Source organism: Desulfocapsa sulfexigens DSM 10523 (assembly GCF_000341395.1).
Lineage (GTDB): Bacteria > Desulfobacterota > Desulfobulbia > Desulfobulbales > Desulfocapsaceae > Desulfocapsa > Desulfocapsa sulfexigens.
Genome location: NC_020304.1, coordinates 2777325 through 2794364, shown reverse-complemented (window position 1 = coordinate 2794364; position 17040 = coordinate 2777325). Strand labels below are relative to the sequence as shown.

The 17040-nt window shown below is 45.0% G+C and carries 16 protein-coding genes and 1 tRNA gene; 2 read left to right on the top strand and 15 right to left on the bottom strand.

What is annotated here, in order from left to right; translation table 11 throughout:
* Position 1 precedes the first annotated feature (1 nt).
* The 15 genes from murA to serA form a co-directional block, all read right to left on the bottom strand.
* The gene (murA, locus tag UWK_RS12415) at positions 2-1270 is read right to left on the bottom strand and encodes a UDP-N-acetylglucosamine 1-carboxyvinyltransferase (protein ID WP_015404728.1); all 1269 of its coding nucleotides are present in this window, start codon (positions 1268-1270) and stop codon (positions 2-4) included.
* Positions 1271-1318: 48 nt separating this feature from the next.
* Positions 1319-2194 carry a peptide chain release factor N(5)-glutamine methyltransferase gene (gene prmC, locus UWK_RS12410; RefSeq protein ID WP_015404727.1) on the bottom strand — a complete coding sequence of 292 codons (876 nt, stop codon included), beginning with the start codon at positions 2192-2194 and terminating at the stop codon, positions 1319-1321.
* A gap of 70 nt (positions 2195-2264) precedes the next feature.
* Positions 2265-3335: a peptide chain release factor 1 gene (prfA, locus tag UWK_RS12405; protein WP_015404726.1), complete on the bottom strand. Its 1071-nt coding sequence runs from the start codon at positions 3333-3335 to the stop codon at positions 2265-2267.
* Positions 3336-3533: 198 nt separating this feature from the next.
* Positions 3534-3749, bottom strand: coding sequence for a 50S ribosomal protein L31 (gene rpmE / locus UWK_RS12400; RefSeq protein WP_015404725.1), 216 nt, complete (start codon positions 3747-3749; stop codon positions 3534-3536).
* 143 nt (positions 3750-3892) lie between these two features.
* Positions 3893-5143 carry a transcription termination factor Rho gene (gene rho / locus UWK_RS12395; RefSeq protein WP_015404724.1) on the bottom strand — a complete coding sequence of 417 codons (1251 nt, stop codon included), beginning with the start codon at positions 5141-5143 and terminating at the stop codon, positions 3893-3895.
* 437 nt (positions 5144-5580) lie between these two features.
* On the bottom strand, positions 5581-6201 hold the full coding sequence (gene coaE / locus UWK_RS12390) for a dephospho-CoA kinase (protein WP_167320748.1): 621 nt from the start codon (positions 6199-6201) through the stop codon (positions 5581-5583).
* Positions 6198-7187, bottom strand: coding sequence for an RluA family pseudouridine synthase (locus tag UWK_RS12385; protein ID WP_015404722.1), 990 nt, complete (start codon positions 7185-7187; stop codon positions 6198-6200). Before UWK_RS12385 ends, coaE begins: the two co-directional genes overlap by 4 nt.
* Positions 7188-7246: 59 nt before the next feature.
* Positions 7247-7726 (bottom strand): CarD family transcriptional regulator, encoded by a 480-nt coding sequence (locus tag UWK_RS12380; RefSeq protein ID WP_015404721.1) that lies wholly within the window; start codon positions 7724-7726, stop codon positions 7247-7249.
* A 220-nt stretch (positions 7727-7946) separates the two neighbouring features.
* Entirely contained in the window at positions 7947-8540 is a 594-nt protein-coding gene (gene pth, locus UWK_RS12375) for an aminoacyl-tRNA hydrolase (protein ID WP_167320747.1), read from the bottom strand.
* Between the two features lie 220 nt (positions 8541-8760).
* On the bottom strand, positions 8761-9381 hold the full coding sequence (locus UWK_RS12370; RefSeq protein WP_015404719.1) for a 50S ribosomal protein L25: 621 nt from the start codon (positions 9379-9381) through the stop codon (positions 8761-8763).
* Between the two features lie 80 nt (positions 9382-9461).
* Positions 9462-10400 carry a ribose-phosphate diphosphokinase gene (locus UWK_RS12365; protein ID WP_015404718.1) on the bottom strand — a complete coding sequence of 313 codons (939 nt, stop codon included), beginning with the start codon at positions 10398-10400 and terminating at the stop codon, positions 9462-9464.
* A gap of 125 nt (positions 10401-10525) precedes the next feature.
* Positions 10526-10601, bottom strand: a tRNA-Gln gene (locus tag UWK_RS12360).
* A complete protein-coding gene (ispE, locus tag UWK_RS19075; RefSeq protein ID WP_015404717.1) occupies positions 10592-11488 on the bottom strand; it encodes a 4-(cytidine 5'-diphospho)-2-C-methyl-D-erythritol kinase in 897 nt (298 codons plus the stop codon). The genes UWK_RS12360 and ispE overlap by 10 nt, the downstream gene beginning before the upstream one ends.
* A gap of 20 nt (positions 11489-11508) precedes the next feature.
* Positions 11509-11844 (bottom strand): DUF1844 domain-containing protein, encoded by a 336-nt coding sequence (locus tag UWK_RS12355; RefSeq protein WP_015404716.1) that lies wholly within the window; start codon positions 11842-11844, stop codon positions 11509-11511.
* A 98-nt stretch (positions 11845-11942) separates the two neighbouring features.
* Positions 11943-13529 (bottom strand): phosphoglycerate dehydrogenase, encoded by a 1587-nt coding sequence (gene serA, locus UWK_RS12350; RefSeq protein ID WP_015404715.1) that lies wholly within the window; start codon positions 13527-13529, stop codon positions 11943-11945.
* Positions 13530-13845: 316 nt separating this feature from the next.
* On the opposite strand from serA, the gene gltX reads away from it, so the two are divergent.
* A complete protein-coding gene (gene gltX, locus UWK_RS12345; protein WP_015404713.1) occupies positions 13846-15330 on the top strand; it encodes a glutamate--tRNA ligase in 1485 nt (494 codons plus the stop codon).
* Positions 15331-15344: 14 nt separating this feature from the next.
* The gene (locus tag UWK_RS12340) at positions 15345-17030 is read left to right on the top strand and encodes a glutamine--tRNA ligase/YqeY domain fusion protein (RefSeq protein WP_015404712.1); all 1686 of its coding nucleotides are present in this window, start codon (positions 15345-15347) and stop codon (positions 17028-17030) included.
* The last annotated feature ends 10 nt before the right edge of the window (positions 17031-17040 follow it).

The window sequence follows — 17040 nt, the reverse complement described above, 5'->3', positions numbered from 1 at the left end:
ATCATTCATCTTCCTTCCAAACCCTGGCCCCAACGGCCGTGAGCTTACCGACAAGATCCTCATAGCCGCGTTCGAGGTGGTAAATTCTCGATATTTCTGTCCGGCCTTCAGCCGCAAGGCCGGCGATGACCAGTGACGAACTGGCTCGGAGATCCGTGGCCATAACCTGCGCTCCAGTCAATGGAACGTCTCCCAGGCCTTTAACCATGGCGACCCTACCATCAATCTGGATGTCGGCTCCCATACGTTTCAACTCGGCAACATGCATAAATCTGTTTTCAAAAATGGTTTCATGGATCACACTCAGACCTTTGCAGCCAGCCATAAGAGCCATGAATTGTGCCTGAAGATCAGTGGGATATCCGGGATATGGCATGGTGGTGATATTGACCGGCCGAATAGTACGTGCTCTGTCGGATGCTACGTGAAGAAAATCATCACCGACCTCCACTTCTACACCTGCGCTTCGCAGCTTTTCTACGAGGGATGGCAAATGACCAGGATTGCAGTTGCTAATGACAGCATCTCCACCAGCTGCAGCTATTGCTATGGCATAGGTTCCAGCCTCGATTCTATCGGGAATGATAGTACTTTCTGCTGCTGTGAGATTTTCTACACCGTGGATTGTCAACCGTTCACTGTCACGCCCTTCAATATCAGCTCCCATGGCATTTAGCATATTAACAAGGTTACCTATCTCAGGTTCCCGTGCGGCATTTTTTATAACCGTGGTCCCCTTTGCAAGCGCTGCAGCCATAAGCAGATTTTCGGTACCGGTAACCGAAGGGATATCAAAGTAAACTGTTCCCCCCTGCATTCTTCCTTCAATATGAGCATCGACATAGCCATGAGCAAGATCACAGGTGACCCCGAGCTGTTCAAAGCCCATAAGATGAAAATTAATAGGGCGTGCCCCTATGGCACAGCCTCCTGGAAGTGACACCTTCGCTCGCCCAAGCCTTGCCAGCAGAGGTCCAAGTACAAGAACGGACGCTCTCATGGTTTTAACAAGTTCATAGGAGGCTTCGGAGTAACGCAAACCGCTACCGTCTATCCTGAGAGTTGAACCTTCACGCTCCCAGCTCAGGCCAAGAGATTCAAGAAGACGAAGAATGGTCCTGGTGTCTCGAAGATCAGGGACATTATGGAGGACATGGATACCGGGTGCCAATAGACTTGCGGCTATCAGCGGCAGGGCTGCATTCTTGGCTCCGCTGATCCTCACTTCACCGTGCAGAAGGTTACCACCTTCAATAACTAATTTTTCCATCTCCAAATCACCTGAACAGTTGTATAGCAGTTTTATAACAGTTGTCTGTTAGCTGGTTTTCACTTTCCCATGAAAGATTCGATCATGATTACTGTAATCCTTCTCTACCCGAACTTCCTCAAAAATTTCCGATCCTGCTGATTCTGGTGAAAATATAGATAACAAGTCAGTTCCCTGATCTGCACCTATTTCCATCAGTAAATTTGCCCCTGGTAGAAGTTGCGGGATAAGTTGCTGTTGAATACGCCTAATAATCTCAAGTCCACGATCGCCGCCATCCAGGGCAAGATGTGGTTCATATTGGTCGACTTCGGCCTGCAGGCCATCCTGCAAATCCTGAATACTCACATATGGTGGATTTGAGAGAACAAGAGAAAAATAAGGTCTGGAAGAAAAAGCGGTGAGAAGATCACTCTGGACAAAGGAAACAAGATGGGAAACTCCGTGGAGTTCGGCATTTTTCCTGGCCACCTGAAGAGCTCTCATGGAAACATCAACTGCAATCACAGGTCGATCCAGCTCTTTAGCGAGGACAACTGCGATGATGCCACTCCCGGTACAAAGATCAAGAATAGCGCCTCTGGATTGCCCCCCATCCTTCCAGAGAGCAATACCGCGCTCAACTAGCAATTCCGTCTCCGGACGGGGAATCAAGACATCGGGGGTAACATGAAAATCGAGAGACCAGAATTCCTGAACGCAAAGAATATAGGCAAGAGGTTCTCTTTGTTGGCGACGCTGCAGCAGTTTGAGGAATTTTCTTTCTATTTCAGAGTCAAGCTCTTCTGAAGCCATCAGATATAACTCTGTACGAGATTTTCCGAGACAATGGCCAAGGAGCAAAGCAGAATCAAGCTCAGGAGTATCAACCCCAGATCTGACAAGTGCTGCAGAGGCACTCTTAAGAATTTCACGAATCTGCACAAATCGCCCTTAAGCCTGATATTTCACTTGTACGGCCAAAATCCCGGAGATACCGGATAGTGAACGCGGCCTATTGAATCAATTTCAGTTTTTCTTCCTGATCATGTGTGATAAGTGGCCTAAGAACATCGTCCAGCTTACCGGCGATAATGGAATCAAGTTTATAGAGGGTCAGATTGATTCGATGGTCGGTCATTCTCCCCTGCGGGAAATTGTAGGTTCGAATACGTTCACTTCGGTCACCTGTTCCAACCTGGCTCCGCCTTGATTCGGATATTTTATCATGGTGCTCCTGTTCCATCTTATCAAGAAGACGTGCCCGAAGAACGGTAAGAGCTTTGGCCTTGTTCTTATGCTGCGACTTCTCATCCTGACAGGTTACCACTAGTCCTGTGGGCAAATGAGTAATACGAACAGCGGAATCAGTGGTATTAACAGACTGGCCACCGGGACCTGAAGCACGGTAAACATCAAATTTCAATTCGCTTGGATTAATATTGAGTTCCACCTCATCAGCTTCGGGCAGGATTGCAACGGTGACAGCCGAGGTATGAATACGCCCCTGGGTTTCTGTTTCGGGGACACGCTGAACACGATGCACCCCACTCTCATACTTGAGTCTTGAAAAAACAGCATCTCCACTGATAAGCGCAATTATTTCCTTAAAGCCGCCTATCCCGAGAGGACTAGAACTCATAATCTCAACCTTCCATCCCATGGATTCAGCGTAACGGGAATACATACGAAAGAGATCGCCGACAAAAAGTGCGGCTTCATCCCCACCGGTCCCTGCACGAATCTCTAGAAAGGTGTTGCGTTCATCATTTGGATCTTTTGGTAAAAGCAAAATGAGGATTGCCTGCTCAAGGCTTTTTTCCTTTTCGAGAAGCTCTTCCATCTCTTCGCGTGCAAGCTCGAGTAATTCAGGATCTTCATCTCCCTCTTGAATAAGCTCTCGATTGTCAGCTATATCAGCAAGAACCAAGTCGAGCTTGCCATATAAGGATTGGAGTTTGGTCAGATGAGAATGTTCCTGCGCAACTCTCTGGTATGCTTTCTGGTCAGAAATCAGTGACGGATCCGAAAGCCTTCCTTCGAGGTGAGATATTTTTTCGTCAAGGTCAGTAAGTTTATCTATCATGAAAGAATACCTGGGAATAATACATTTGAATAAAAACAGAAAATCCACAACCTGCTATACAGACTGTGGATCAACATAAAACAGAAATGGAATGTGAGTGTTAGAAGTGCTTGTTAAGCGTGAGTATGATTGTGATGCTCCAGCCAGCAGGCTATGCAACACAAACAATCGAAAGCACTAGCTAGCAAACTGTTGTCTCTATTTCTTTGTTTCGTAATGCTTGGCGTAGCGTTTCTTGAATTTCTCAATCCGTCCGGCGGTATCAATCAGTTTTTGCTTTCCAGTGAAAAATGGATGGCAGGCAGAACAGATTTCCACAACCATCTCTTCATTTACAGAACCCAGCTCAACCGTATTGCCACAACCACAAACGGCAGTAACTTTGTGGTATTCAGGATGTATGTCGCTTTTCATAATTAATGTTCCTTAAAAAGAGGAGTGACCTTTCGGCACACGTTTGTTTTTTATCTCAAAAGAGTAAAAGAATAATAAAACCAGATAAGAATTTCAACCAAAAACATCTATTAGTACAATAAAAAAAGAAACAGCGGTTACAATCAGCTGTTCATGGAATCAATAAATTCCGCGTTTGTCTCATGCTGCTTCAATTTATCAATAATAAACTCCATTCCACTGGCAGGATTCATGGAAGCCAGCAGCTTCCTCAATATCCAGACACGATTTAAAAGAACAGGCTCGAGAAGCAGATCTTCCTTTCGGGTTCCGGATTTTTTCACATCAATGGCGGGATACACTCGTCGGTCTGACATCTTTCTATCAAGGACAACTTCCATATTACCAGTTCCCTTGAACTCTTCGAAGATAACCTCATCCATACGACTACCTGTATCAATAAGAGCTGAGGCTATAATGGTTAAACTGCCTCCCTCTTCAATATTTCTGGCAGCACCAAAAAAACGTTTCGGACGATGCAGGGCGTTGGCTTCAACACCACCTGAGAGGATTTTACCACTGGAGGGTGTAACGGTATTATAGGCTCTGGCCAGACGAGTAATACTATCGAGTAAAATAACAACATCTTTCTTATGCTCTACCAGTCTTTTTGCCTTTTCAATCACCATTTCAGCAACCTGAATATGTCGCTGAGGGGGCTCATCGAAAGTGGAACTGACAACTTCCGCGGTCTGAACTGTTCTCTTCATTTCCGTAACTTCTTCAGGCCGCTCATCAATCAGGAGGACAATAAGATACACCTCTTTATGATTCTTGGCGATGGCATTGGCAAGTTTTTGAATAAGAACCGTTTTTCCTGTTCGAGGGGGGGCAACAATCAAACCACGCTGCCCCTTACCAATGGGACACATCATATCCATAAGACGCATGGAATAGTTATCAGCTTCTGACTCTAGGCTAAACTTTTCTTCAGGATGGAGTGGTGTCAGGTTAGCAAATAATGTCTTTTTCTTTGAGGCCTCAGGAGAATCAAAATTAATGGCCTCAACTTTCAAAAGCGCAAAATACCGTTCACCATCCTTGGGAGCTCTTACAAGTCCTTCTATCGTATCACCGGTACGAAGCCCCAGGCGACGTATCTGAGAAGGAGAGACATAGATATCATCCGGACCGGGAAGATAATTATAATCCGGTGCCCGAAGAAACCCAAAACCATCGGGAAGAATTTCCAAAACACCATTCCCCCGCATATTTCCATCTTTTTCCGCCTGAGCCTGAAGGATGGCAAAAATAAGTTCCTGCTTACGCAGCGTATTCACCCCTTCAACCTTGAGCTTACGCCCAAGCTTAACAAGATCAACAATTTTCTTCAGTTTTAAGTCAGCCAGATTCATTAATTCAGTTCTCCAATATTGGGGCTGTTTGGCAAGGCAGTCAGCATGGTACGGTTTCATTGTGTTCCCAGACAGGCCACAATAAAGATAACAATTCGAGTTAAAAGTTTTGATCAATACTTTATTATCGAATTACAAACACAATTATTTGGGTAATCCCAAGACGACAAAGAAGCCATCGCCCATATATTCCCATTCTATCAGGTGGCAAATAATGTGATAATAGTAGTCAGGATTATAAAGAAATGATTAAATAGTCGTGATTGTACGGGTGTGAATTGCACAATCTCTTTTGGTTGTAGATCAGTTATGTGAACTGAAATGTTTTTATCTATGATTTACTGTATTCTCTTTTGGATCAGAATCTCTGGGAGGATTATCGTTTGATTGACGGTATAGTAAGGTTTCAGGAAATAGCTGTCAAGACTTTTCCATCCTTATTCCGATTTTACCCGAGAAAGACAGGGAGAGTCTGATATTTCACCAACTATCCTTCGCAACGCTACACGAGTTTCCTCAAAGGAACCTGAGTTATCAACCACCCAGTCACCGAGTTTACATTTTTCAGACTGTGGCATTTGAGTCGAAATACTCTTCAGGGCATCCTCTCTTGACACATGGTCTCTTGCCACAATTCGTGACACACAAATATCGACATCAGCATAGACAACAAGGGTACAGTCAAAATCCTCCTGCCACCCTTTTTCAAAAAGCAAAGGAACTTCGACCACCAGGTCAACGTTCTGCCTCGTGGCACCTGCTGCACAGTCAAGGAGCTTCTGACGGACCAGAGGATGCAGGATTTTATCAACATCTGCACGCAACCCACTATCTGAAAAAATAGATTTGCGTAAAGCAGCTCTGTCTATCTCGCCGTCGATTGAAAAATAGGTATCTCCAAGACATTCCCGCAACCGCAAATACCCAGGATTACCAAGCTGAAGCAATTCACGACAAAGAATATCTGCACTGACGATATTTGCACCAAGTAACTCCGCTAGAGTGCTGGCAACAAAGCTTTTCCCTGATCCCATGCCACCACTTACCGCGATATTCAAGAGATCATACCGAGAATCTCATGGGCATGGCCGCGAAGTTGCTCAACAATCTCGAGAAAATCAGGCCACAGTGGCGCTGTAAATGAAAGTGGTACTCCGCTTATGGGGTGAACAAGACTTAAGCTATGAGCATGAAGCATTTGCCGGGGATATTGCCGGGTATTTCTGGCACGCCCATACAGACTATCCCCAGCCACCGGATGTCCAAGTGAAGCCATATGAACACGTATCTGATGGGTTCGCCCAGTTTCAATAAGAACCTGAACAAGACTGCAACCTTCGGAATATTCTTCAAGAACCCGCCAACTACTCGCTGCATAACGACCTCTACCTTCTTCACACACTGCCATCTTCTGGCGCTGCAGAGGATGTCTGGCGATCGGGGCAACTATACGCCCTGAGCGTTGCGACAGAACACCAAAAACCAGGGCAAGATACTTTTTTTCAACAGTTCGTTCTTTAAAAGCCTCACCGAGCAGCCTATGACACTGAGCAGTTTTAGCTACCACCATGATACCGGAAGTGTCTTTGTCGAGACGATGTACTATACCAGGGCGAATTGTATCCCCGACATCAGCAATTTCCTGACAATGATAAAGTAAACCGTTGACAAGAGTACCATCAGGATTGCCAACTGCGGGATGAACGACAATGCCTGGTGGTTTTGAAACAATGAGAAGAGAATCATCTTCATACAGGAGGTCAAAGGGAATATTTTGGGGGGCAAGCGTCAAAGGCTCGGCCTCAAAGAGAGAGCCACTGATCTGTTCTCCGACCTTCAACTTGTAACTGCTTTTTTTGTTCTTTCCGTCAACAAGAAGCAATCCCAGACGAATTGCCTGATTCAGATTGTTCCTTGAAGCCTCAGGGATCAACTGCACCAGAAAATGGTCGAATCTATACCCTGCAAATTCTGCTGAAACCTGTAAATCAATCGCACCAGCAGAACCAGCAGGCCGGGAATTATCTATGGTCTGAAAAGTCATGACGAAATGCCATGGAGAAGAAGATCACTTTATAAGCAAAGAGGACTGAGGCAATGAAGTTAATTGAACATATCATCAATCAACGTTTCAATTTTGGATTCATCAACTTTACGGGCAAGGGAGATTTCAGTGACCAGTAGACTTTTTGCTGTATCCATCATCTTTCGTTCCCCATAGGAAAGATCTTTATCAACACTGAGCAGATAGAGATCCCTAAGGACTGCAGCAACTTCGTGGATAGAACCGGTCTTGATCTTTTCCATGTAATCCCTATAACGTCGATTCCATGTTTGAGACCCTATCTCTGCATCACGATCACGCAGAATGTGAAGGACTGCTTCGACCTCTTTTTTACTGATTATAGCGCGAAGCCCGACATTGTCACTACTGGCAGTCGGTATCATAATTTTCATATCATTGTCTAGTATCTTCATGACATAAAAATCCTGGTCGACACCCGCAATTGTCTGACTTTCAATAGCTTCGATAATACCTACACCATGAGCCGGATAAACGGCCATATCACCTTGTATAAACAAAGCAACCTCCTAGGATAACATCGGGGTTTGGCATGCATTTACAGGAACTGAGAATGCCTGATATAAACATTTTCGTTGGATATTCCAATTACCTGCCTGAGACAGTATTGCTGTCTTAAGACCGTAAAGCAGATCCGAAAAGAACAATAACAATAACCAAGCATACCACATTTTCAAGAAATACGCTTCAAAAAACCGTTAGTTAGGGAAAGCCGAGGCGTCACTTGATCACATTAAGAACATTCATGGCCTGCTGGCTTCCCGTAGTCACAAATTCACGAACACCATCAGCAAGAGAAGTCATTCTTTCCGCCAATAACATTTCCTCATCGTGATTAAAAGAAGCAAGAACAAACCGTTCAACCGGCATGTCAGGGTGAACGCCATCACGCCCTGGCCTCCCAACGCCATATTTGAGTCGAAAGAAGTCCCTGGTCCCAAGACACTGAATTAGTGAACGAATTCCGTTATGACCGCCTGGCCCACCCCCTGACACAAGCTTGACACGCCCAGGATGCATATCAATATCATCATGAACGACAAGAATATGGTCAGCACTTATTTTAAAATACTCGACAAAACGGGAAATTGATTTACCGGAAAGGTTCATAAATGTCTGTGGCTCGACAAAAAATATCCGAGCACCCCAAAGCGACATTTGACAAAAATGAGAATCCCACTTGTACAAATCTAATGAACCACCCTCACTTCGGGCAATGGCCTCAACAATACGGAATCCAACGTTATGCCTGGTGCTTTCATATTTCGCACCTGGATTTCCTAAACCAACTATCAGATATGTTTCTTCCGCCACTGTTTCTCTTAAATGTCCAAATTTCCCTAAAAAAGATGCGAACCAGTTGTACATGGTACACCATTGGTAATCTGTTGATTCCCCACAAAAAAAACCGGAAAGTCCCTCACTAGAGGTCCTTTCCGGATACAGACAAAACAATCTCCAGGCCTCCATCTTCAAGAACAATGAGAGAACCCTCGTCATTCAGGTGTTGCCTTGAATGACTTATTTACACTATTTATTTTTTTGCAGCCTTTCCTTTTGCAGGTTTCTTAGCAGCTGCAGCAGCGGCCTCTGCAGATTTCGCAGTTGCAACAATTTCCACGCAAACAGTAGAAGCCTTAGTTACCATTTTTAAATTTTCTGGAATTTCAATATCTGAAAATTTAATGGATTCACCAATGCCAAGATTGGTCATACCAACATTGATTGTGTCTGGAATATCCAGTGGAAGTCCAGTTACCTGAACAGAGGAACTGTGAACCACAAGATCACCACCGAACTCAAGTCCTTTGGCTTTTCCTACAAATGTGATTGGCACAGTAAAGCGCCTTGGAACAGCAAGATCAATTTCGAGAAAATCCACATGAATAAGGCTATCATTCACAGGATCGGTCTGGAGATCCCTCACCATGGCATGACGGGTATCACTACCATTGACAGTGAGATTTACCACTGCATTTTTACGACTGATCTTAAACAAGCCTTTCAAAAAAGAAGTAGTCTCAAACTGTAACGCTGAAGCTTCCTTATTGTTTCCGTAAAGTACAGCAGGGGTGTTGCCGCTTTTACGCAAGCGGCGCATGGCACATTTACCAAAATCGTCTCTCTTTGAAGCAGACATCTCTACTTGAAGCATATGTTCCTCCTTGGCCCTGACTCAATCGTTTCAGTACGATAGCCAGGATTTATCTCAAAATATTCAAATTATATAATCGGTCAGACAAATAACGAACTAATGGATCCTTCAGTATGGATACAGTCAATGGCATCTGCGAGAAGCTTGGACACAGACAGTACCTTAATCTTTTCACATTGCAAAGCATCACCACGCAAAGGAATCGAATTGGTTACAACCAGGGAACTGATTACTGAGTTTGTTAATCGCTCAACTGCAGGCCCTGATAGCACAGGGTGTGAGCAGCAGGCATGTACTTCTTTTGCACCATGCTTCATTAATGTGGCAGCTCCGTTACAAAGCGTTCCGGCAGTATCCACCATATCATCCAATAAAATGGCTGTTTTTCCTTTCACATCACCAATAACATGCATTGCCTCACATTCATTGGGACGATCTCGTCTCTTATCTATAATAGCAAGCCCGGCATTGAGACGCTTGGCAAAGGCACGGGTTCGTTCTACACCACCAGCGTCGGGGGACACCATAACCACGTCGGAAAATTTATCCTTTATGTATTCCAGAATGACTGGAGCTGCATAGAGATGATCGACAGGAATATTGAAAAACCCCTGAATCTGTCCAGCATGAAGATCCATACTTAAAACCCTGCGAACTCCAACTGCCATAAACATTTCGGCAACAACTTTTGCTGAAATCGGAACCCTTGGAGCTACTTTTCGATCCTGCCTGGCATACCCGTAATAGGGAACAACAGCTGTAATTCTTCTTGCTGATGCCCGCCTTAAGGCATCAACCATAATTACCAGTTCCATAAGATTATCGTTCACCGGAGTACAGGTTGGCTGAACGACAAAAACATCCGCACCACGAACATTTTCTTTTATTTCTACGAAAATCTCACCATCGCTGAACTGTTTCACCTCCGCTTCAGAAAGTGGTATATTCAGAAAATCAGTAATCTCCCGGGCCATTACAGGATTAGCATTTCCAGAAAAGACTTTGATAATATTTGGCATAATTCTTGGTCTCGGTACGATTGTTTGAAATTTTTTCCGTTTTTAACTCTAACACCGGCGATAAACGGTAAGTAAGCCGGTATCAGTACAATACATAATTGTCTGAGAAAACTGCTCGGACAATATGGCTGGGGTGGGAGGATTCGAACCTCCGCATGCCAGGATCAAAACCTGGTGCCTTAACCGCTTGGCTACACCCCATTTATAACAGGTCGAGTAACAAAAACACCCTTCCCATATTTTCTTTTAAATTCTGCTGCACATTTATGCAAACGATCATTTTCCGCGTCGATCAAATCTGGGAAAACGCCGAAAACAGTCGGGCCGCTCCCCGACATCAGAGCAGATGAAGCCCCATTATCAAGCATAAAGCGTTTGATAGTCTCAATTTCCGGATATCGCTTAATCGTTACAGCTTCCAGATCGTTGTGCAATGGATACACAAATCCACTCCTGCTACCTTTTTCACGAGGATCAGACAATCTAGAATCTTTATCCATCCTTGTCAATGTATAATTTTCATAAACCCAGGCTGTGGAGACAGAAAAACCGGGATTTACCAGAAGGAGTGAACAGTCTCTAAGCGATTCCTGTTCTTTCATTCTATCTCCAATTCCCGTGGCCCGCACTGCTGAATGAGGCACAACAAAGAACGGAACATCAGCACCCAATGATTTCGCCAGTCGAAGTAACACCTCCTGGCTAAACCCTGCCTGCAGCAATCGATTCATAGCAGTGAGCAGACAGCCGGCATCGCTGCTCCCTCCGCCAAGGCCGGCAGCGATGGGAATATTCTTTTCAAGGACAATCGAGACTCCACACGAATCTTCAAGTCCTGCTTCTTTCAAAAAAAGGAGTGCTGCCTTCCATACCAGATTAGACTCATCCTCAGGAACATCGGATCCAGGGCAGTAAAGCTGCACTCCCGGCTCATCACAACGAGAAAGAGTCAAAGTGTCAGTAAGATCGATTTTCTGCATCACAGAATCCAGATCATGGTATCCATCCGAGCGCTTCCCAATGATGTGCAGACTCAGGTTAACTTTTGCAGGAGGCTTAATGACGACTGTTTCAGTGAATCCTTTCATTTTCAAACAGATCGTAAAAGTTATGCTGCCATTTTCTTATCTTTTACTACCTGAACAAAACGAATTTTCACATCGTAGAGAATATTTTTCAACATTTCCGTTTCATCAGCATCCAGGTTCCCTCTGGTCTTCTCCTGCAGCAACATCAGAGTATCTATGGCATGACGTGCAAGGGAGAAATCAACCAGCTTTTCTCCGGTTTCGGGATTTGCAATTTCTCCAAGATGAAACAGGGCCGAAGAATTCAAAGACATGACAAGGGCCATGAAAGTAACCTCAGGCATAACACATTTCCCTTCCTGATTTGGTACTTTTCCGTCACCGCAGGGACAGCCCTGCTCAAATTCAGAAGTCATAAAATCCTCTTGTAAAAGAAATACATTACACAGGAAAAAACCGGGGCTCGCACCCCGGATTTTTCAACTTTCGGCAACTCACTACATAGTGAAATCAGTTAGACAAGTTCCAGAGCCAGAGCATCATCAATATTATCCAGCTGCTTCACTTCTTCCAACAATTCCTTTGAAATAACAGAATCGGTACTGCAGAGAATAATGTTTTGACTCGAAGCATCTTCGCGTCCCACTGTCATCCGCGAAATATTAACACCATTTTTGCCAAGTATTGTGCCGAGCGCACCAATGACACCTGGAACGTCGTTATTATAAACCAAAAGCATTGGCCCTGCAGCCTGGGCTTCAAGGCGGAAGGTATTCAAACGTACCAGGCGAGGCTCGTTTTTTCCAAAAACGGTGCCGACAAGTACATTCTCTCCCTCATTGGTTACAACTTTAATACGAAGCACATTGACAAAGTCACTTGAACTGTCGCTTCTGGACTCAATCACACGTATACCGCGATCTCTGGCAATCACAGGAGCATTCACATAGTTCACTGCATCTTTGAGGATCGGAGTAAACAGACCTTTCAGAAAAGCAACGGTAACGGGGCTGGTATTGAGTTCTGCAAGCTCTCCCGAATATTCAATCGATACTTCCTCGACTCCACCCTTTGCGATTTGCATATGAAGAGAACCGAGCATTTCACCCAGATTAATATAAGGGCCGACCTGGGCCAGAACGTCGTCACTAACGGATGGAACATTGACCGCATTGACAACCACTCCCTTGGTCAGATACTCTGCCACCTGTGCAGCAATAGCTGTGGCAACATTTTCCTGGGCCTCTGTAGTCGATGCCCCAAGATGTGGCGTGCAGATAAAATTTTTCAAACCAAGCAAGGGGCAGTTTTCCTTAGTAGTTGGTTCCTGAGCAAATACATCAAGGGCAGCCCCTGCAATCTCACCATCTACCAGCGCCTTATACAACGCCTCTTCATCACACACTCCACCACGGGCACAATCAATGAACATGGCGTCTTTTTTCATGTTGGTGAAAAACTCGGTGGAAAGAGCATTGGCAGTTTCCTTAGTAAGTGGTACATGAACAGTGATATAATCAGCACGTTTAGCAAGCTCTTCAACACTGACCAGTTCTACTCCAAGTTTATCCACCATCTCTTTGGGCATATGAGGATCATATGCAATCACCTTCATTTTGAGCCCCTGGGCACGATTGGCTGCAATGGCACCAATACGGCCAATGCCAAAGATACCCAGTGTTTTTCCAGTGAGCTCACGTCCCATAAAGCTCTTTTTCTCCCACTTCCCTTCCTTCATGGAAGCAGTAGCCTGAGGAATATTACGCGACAGGGACATCATCATACCGATAGCATGTTCGGCCGCGGTGGTAGCATTACCATCGGGTGCATTCATTACCACAATGCCCTTCTGGCTTGCTGCAGGAATGTCCACATTATCGAGTCCTATGCCGGCGCGACCAATAACTTTCAGATTTTCAGCAGCATCGATTATTTCTGCAGTAGCCTTGGTAGCACTTCTAACAACGAGTCCATCATACTCACCAATAACCTCTTTCAACTCATCCGGTGTAAGTCCGGTTTTCACATCTACTTCAAGCCCTGCATCGGTCAGGATTTTCTCTCCCAACGGAGACATGCTGTCACTAATTAATACTTTCATCTTCACTCCTTCTTTCTACCCTGAAATTCTCTTTGAATATACGATCCACATATGACAATTTATACTCACTTTTAGGCAGCAACAGACCTGTTGGTTAAAGTTGCTAAAAAAGGCGAACTATAACGAGTTCGAACCAAGAGAACAACCAAAAACATCTCAGCTTCAGCCACAACCACCATCGGTAAATCTCCATTTCAGAATCAATAGCTATTGAACAAAGTGTTTGAAAACGATATACATCAGGCATATTACGTTTATCCCGATCAATAAAAACAAATTCACACCAATAAAAAATAAATAATGATAAGGTTTTTCCATGACTGAAACACGCTTACGTTTTCCCCCCAGCCCGACAGGATACCTCCACATAGGAGGTGCAAGAACCGCACTTTACAATTGGCTCTATGCAAAAAAAACTGGCGGAAAACTTATTCTACGTATTGAAGACACCGATGCTGACCGCTCAACCAAGGAATCTATTCAGGGTATTATTGATGGACTGGAGTGGCTTGGAATTAACTGGGATGAAGGCCCCTATTTCCAGACTGATTTTGATGCTGACCATGTGGCTTCTGCCAAAAGAATGCTCGATGAGGGCAAGGCTTACAAATGTTTCTGCACGAAAGAGGAACTGGAAAACAAGCGTCAGACGGCACAGGCAAACAAATCTGCCTATGGTTACGATGGAACCTGCAGGAACCTGAAAAGTGAAGAGGTAGCTGCAAAAGAGGCAGCCGGACTCCCCTTTGTTGTACGGTTCAAGGTTCCCAAACGCGACGGTATACTGAGCTACGAAGACAAGGTTCTCGGAGAAATAAAAGCAAAATACAGTGAAATTGAAGACTTTGTTATCGTGCGTTCAACCGGCAAGCCGCTGTATCTTCTCTGTAACGTGGTGGATGATATCCGGGATAGAATTACTCATATTATCCGTGGCCAGGACCATATGACCAACACTTTGCGCCAGGTGCTGTTATATGAGGCGCTTGACGCCCCAATTCCCGTTTTTGCCCATATGCCGCTAACTCTGGACCTGAAAAAAGCCAAGATTTCCAAACGCAGTCATGGTGAAATCGTCGCTGTACAGTTTTATGAAAAACATGGTTTTATTCCATGGGCATTATCAAACTTTCTGGTCCTGCTGGGCTGGTCATCCGGCAATGACACCGAGATTTTTTCAAGGGAAGAGATGATAGAGGCCTTCACCCTTGAGCGCATCAACAAATCCAACTCCATTTTCAATTATCGCAAGGGAGACAGTAAATTTATCACCGATCCCAAGGCCATCGCCATCAATGAGCACTATCTACGCACCCTGCCCATTGAAGAAATAGCCGTGATGGTCAAGCCGTTCCTTGAAAAAGAAGGCCTGTGGGATGATGCCTACGAATCGGAGAAAAAAGTATGGTTCACAGAGACCCTTGATCTGATCAGGGACAGGTTCCACCTCCTGACAGATTTTGCTGACCTTGGCAGGGCCTATTTCTCAGACGAATTTCCCGTTGAAGAAAAACCACTGAAGAAAAACGTTCTTAAATATGAAGAATTGAAGCGATGGTTGCCCATGCTTGCTGCCCGCTATGAAGCACTCGATGACTTCAACCTTGAAACCACCGAAGAAACAGCCAGGGATTTTGCAACGGAACTGGATATCAAACCGGGAATTATCATAAACGGTATGCGCACGGTTGTTACTGGTCAGCTTGCAGGCCCTTCAATGTTTGACATTCTGGTTACCATTGGTCAGGAACGTGTAGTCAAACGCTTGAGAGATGTGGCAAAACTATACGAGTCAAAATAATTAGAGACACATTTATGGATACAGTAAAAGAAAGCAGTGAAAAACCCCTTGATTTTATCAGACAGATAGTCACAGAAGATCTGAAGAGTGGGAAACACAGTGTTCCTATAACCCGCTTCCCACCGGAGCCAAACGGATTTCTCCATATCGGTCATGCAAAATCTATCTGTTTAAATTTTGGCATTGCTGCAGAGTTCGGTGGTCGTTGTCATCTACGTTTTGATGACACGAATCCCAGCAAAGAAGAGCTGGCATATGTTGAATCCATCATCCATGATGTGCAATGGCTTGGATTTGACTGGGGAGACAATCTTTTTTACGCCTCCGATTACTTCGAACAGCTGTACGACTTCGCTGTTGCGCTGATCAAAAAAGAAAAGGCTTATGTATGTTGCCTCTCCGCCGAAGAGATGCGGGACTATCGTGGAACCCTCACAGAACCAGGCAAAAACAGCCCATATCGTAACCGAACAGTTGCAGAGAACCTTGAACTGTTCCAGGGAATGAGGGATGGAAAATTCGCAGAAGGCAGTCATGTTCTCCGCGCAAAAATTGACATGGCCTCTCCCAATCTCAACATGCGCGATCCGATCATTTACCGAATCATGAATGTCAGTCACCATAGAACCGGTGACACCTGGTGTATTTACCCCATGTATGATTTCACCCATTGTCTTTCTGATGCCCTGGAACATATCACCCATTCCCTTTGTACCCTTGAATTCGCAGACCATCGCCCTCTCTATGACTGGGTATTAGATATTCTTGAAACTCCAAGCCATCCGCAGCAGATAGAATTTGCCCGTTTGAATCTCAGCTATACCGTGATGTCAAAACGTAAGCTGATGCAGCTCGTCAAAGAAGGTCACGTAAGCGGCTGGGATGACCCTCGAATGCTCACCGTCTCAGGTCTCAGACGCCGTGGGTATACCCCGGCCTCGATCCGTGAATTCTGTGCCGAGATAGGGGTTGGCAAGAGAGACAGCTGGATCGATATGGGTGTGCTGGAAAATGCGATCCGCAATGATCTCAATACAATCGCGCCGCGGGTACTGGGGGTACTCGATCCATTGAAGGTGATAATAACCAACTATCCCGAAGACCAAGTTGAAGAGGTTGAAGGGCAAAACCACCCACAGAACCCTGAGATGGGAAGTAGGATGTTGCCCTTCTCCCGTGAAATCTACATTGAACGCACTGATTTTATGGAAAATGCGCCAAAGAAATTTTTCCGCCTCGATATCGGCCGTGAGGTTCGACTGCGTTACGCCTATTTTATTACCTGTGAATCGGTGGTGAAGGACGAAACGACCGGGGAAATACTGGAACTTCACTGTAGCTACGACCCCGAAACCTATGGTGGCAATGCCCCCGATGGACGCAAGGTCAAAGGTACCATTCACTGGGTCTCTGCCAATGAGGCTGTACAATGTGAAGTTCGCCTCTATGACAGGCTCTTCAGCGTTGACAATCCAGATGCCGACAGGAATGTGGATTTCAAAGAGCATTTAAATCCAGAATCCTTAAGTTCTTTACACAACTGTTTTGTGGAACCGTCACTTGCCAATGCAGCCCCCGGCAAATGTTTCCAGTTCGAAAGGCAGGGCTATTTTTGTGTGGATGTGAAAGATTCAACACCCGAAAAACTGATATTTAACAGAACCGTGAGCCTCCGTGATTCCTGGGCGAAACTCAAATAGCGATACAATG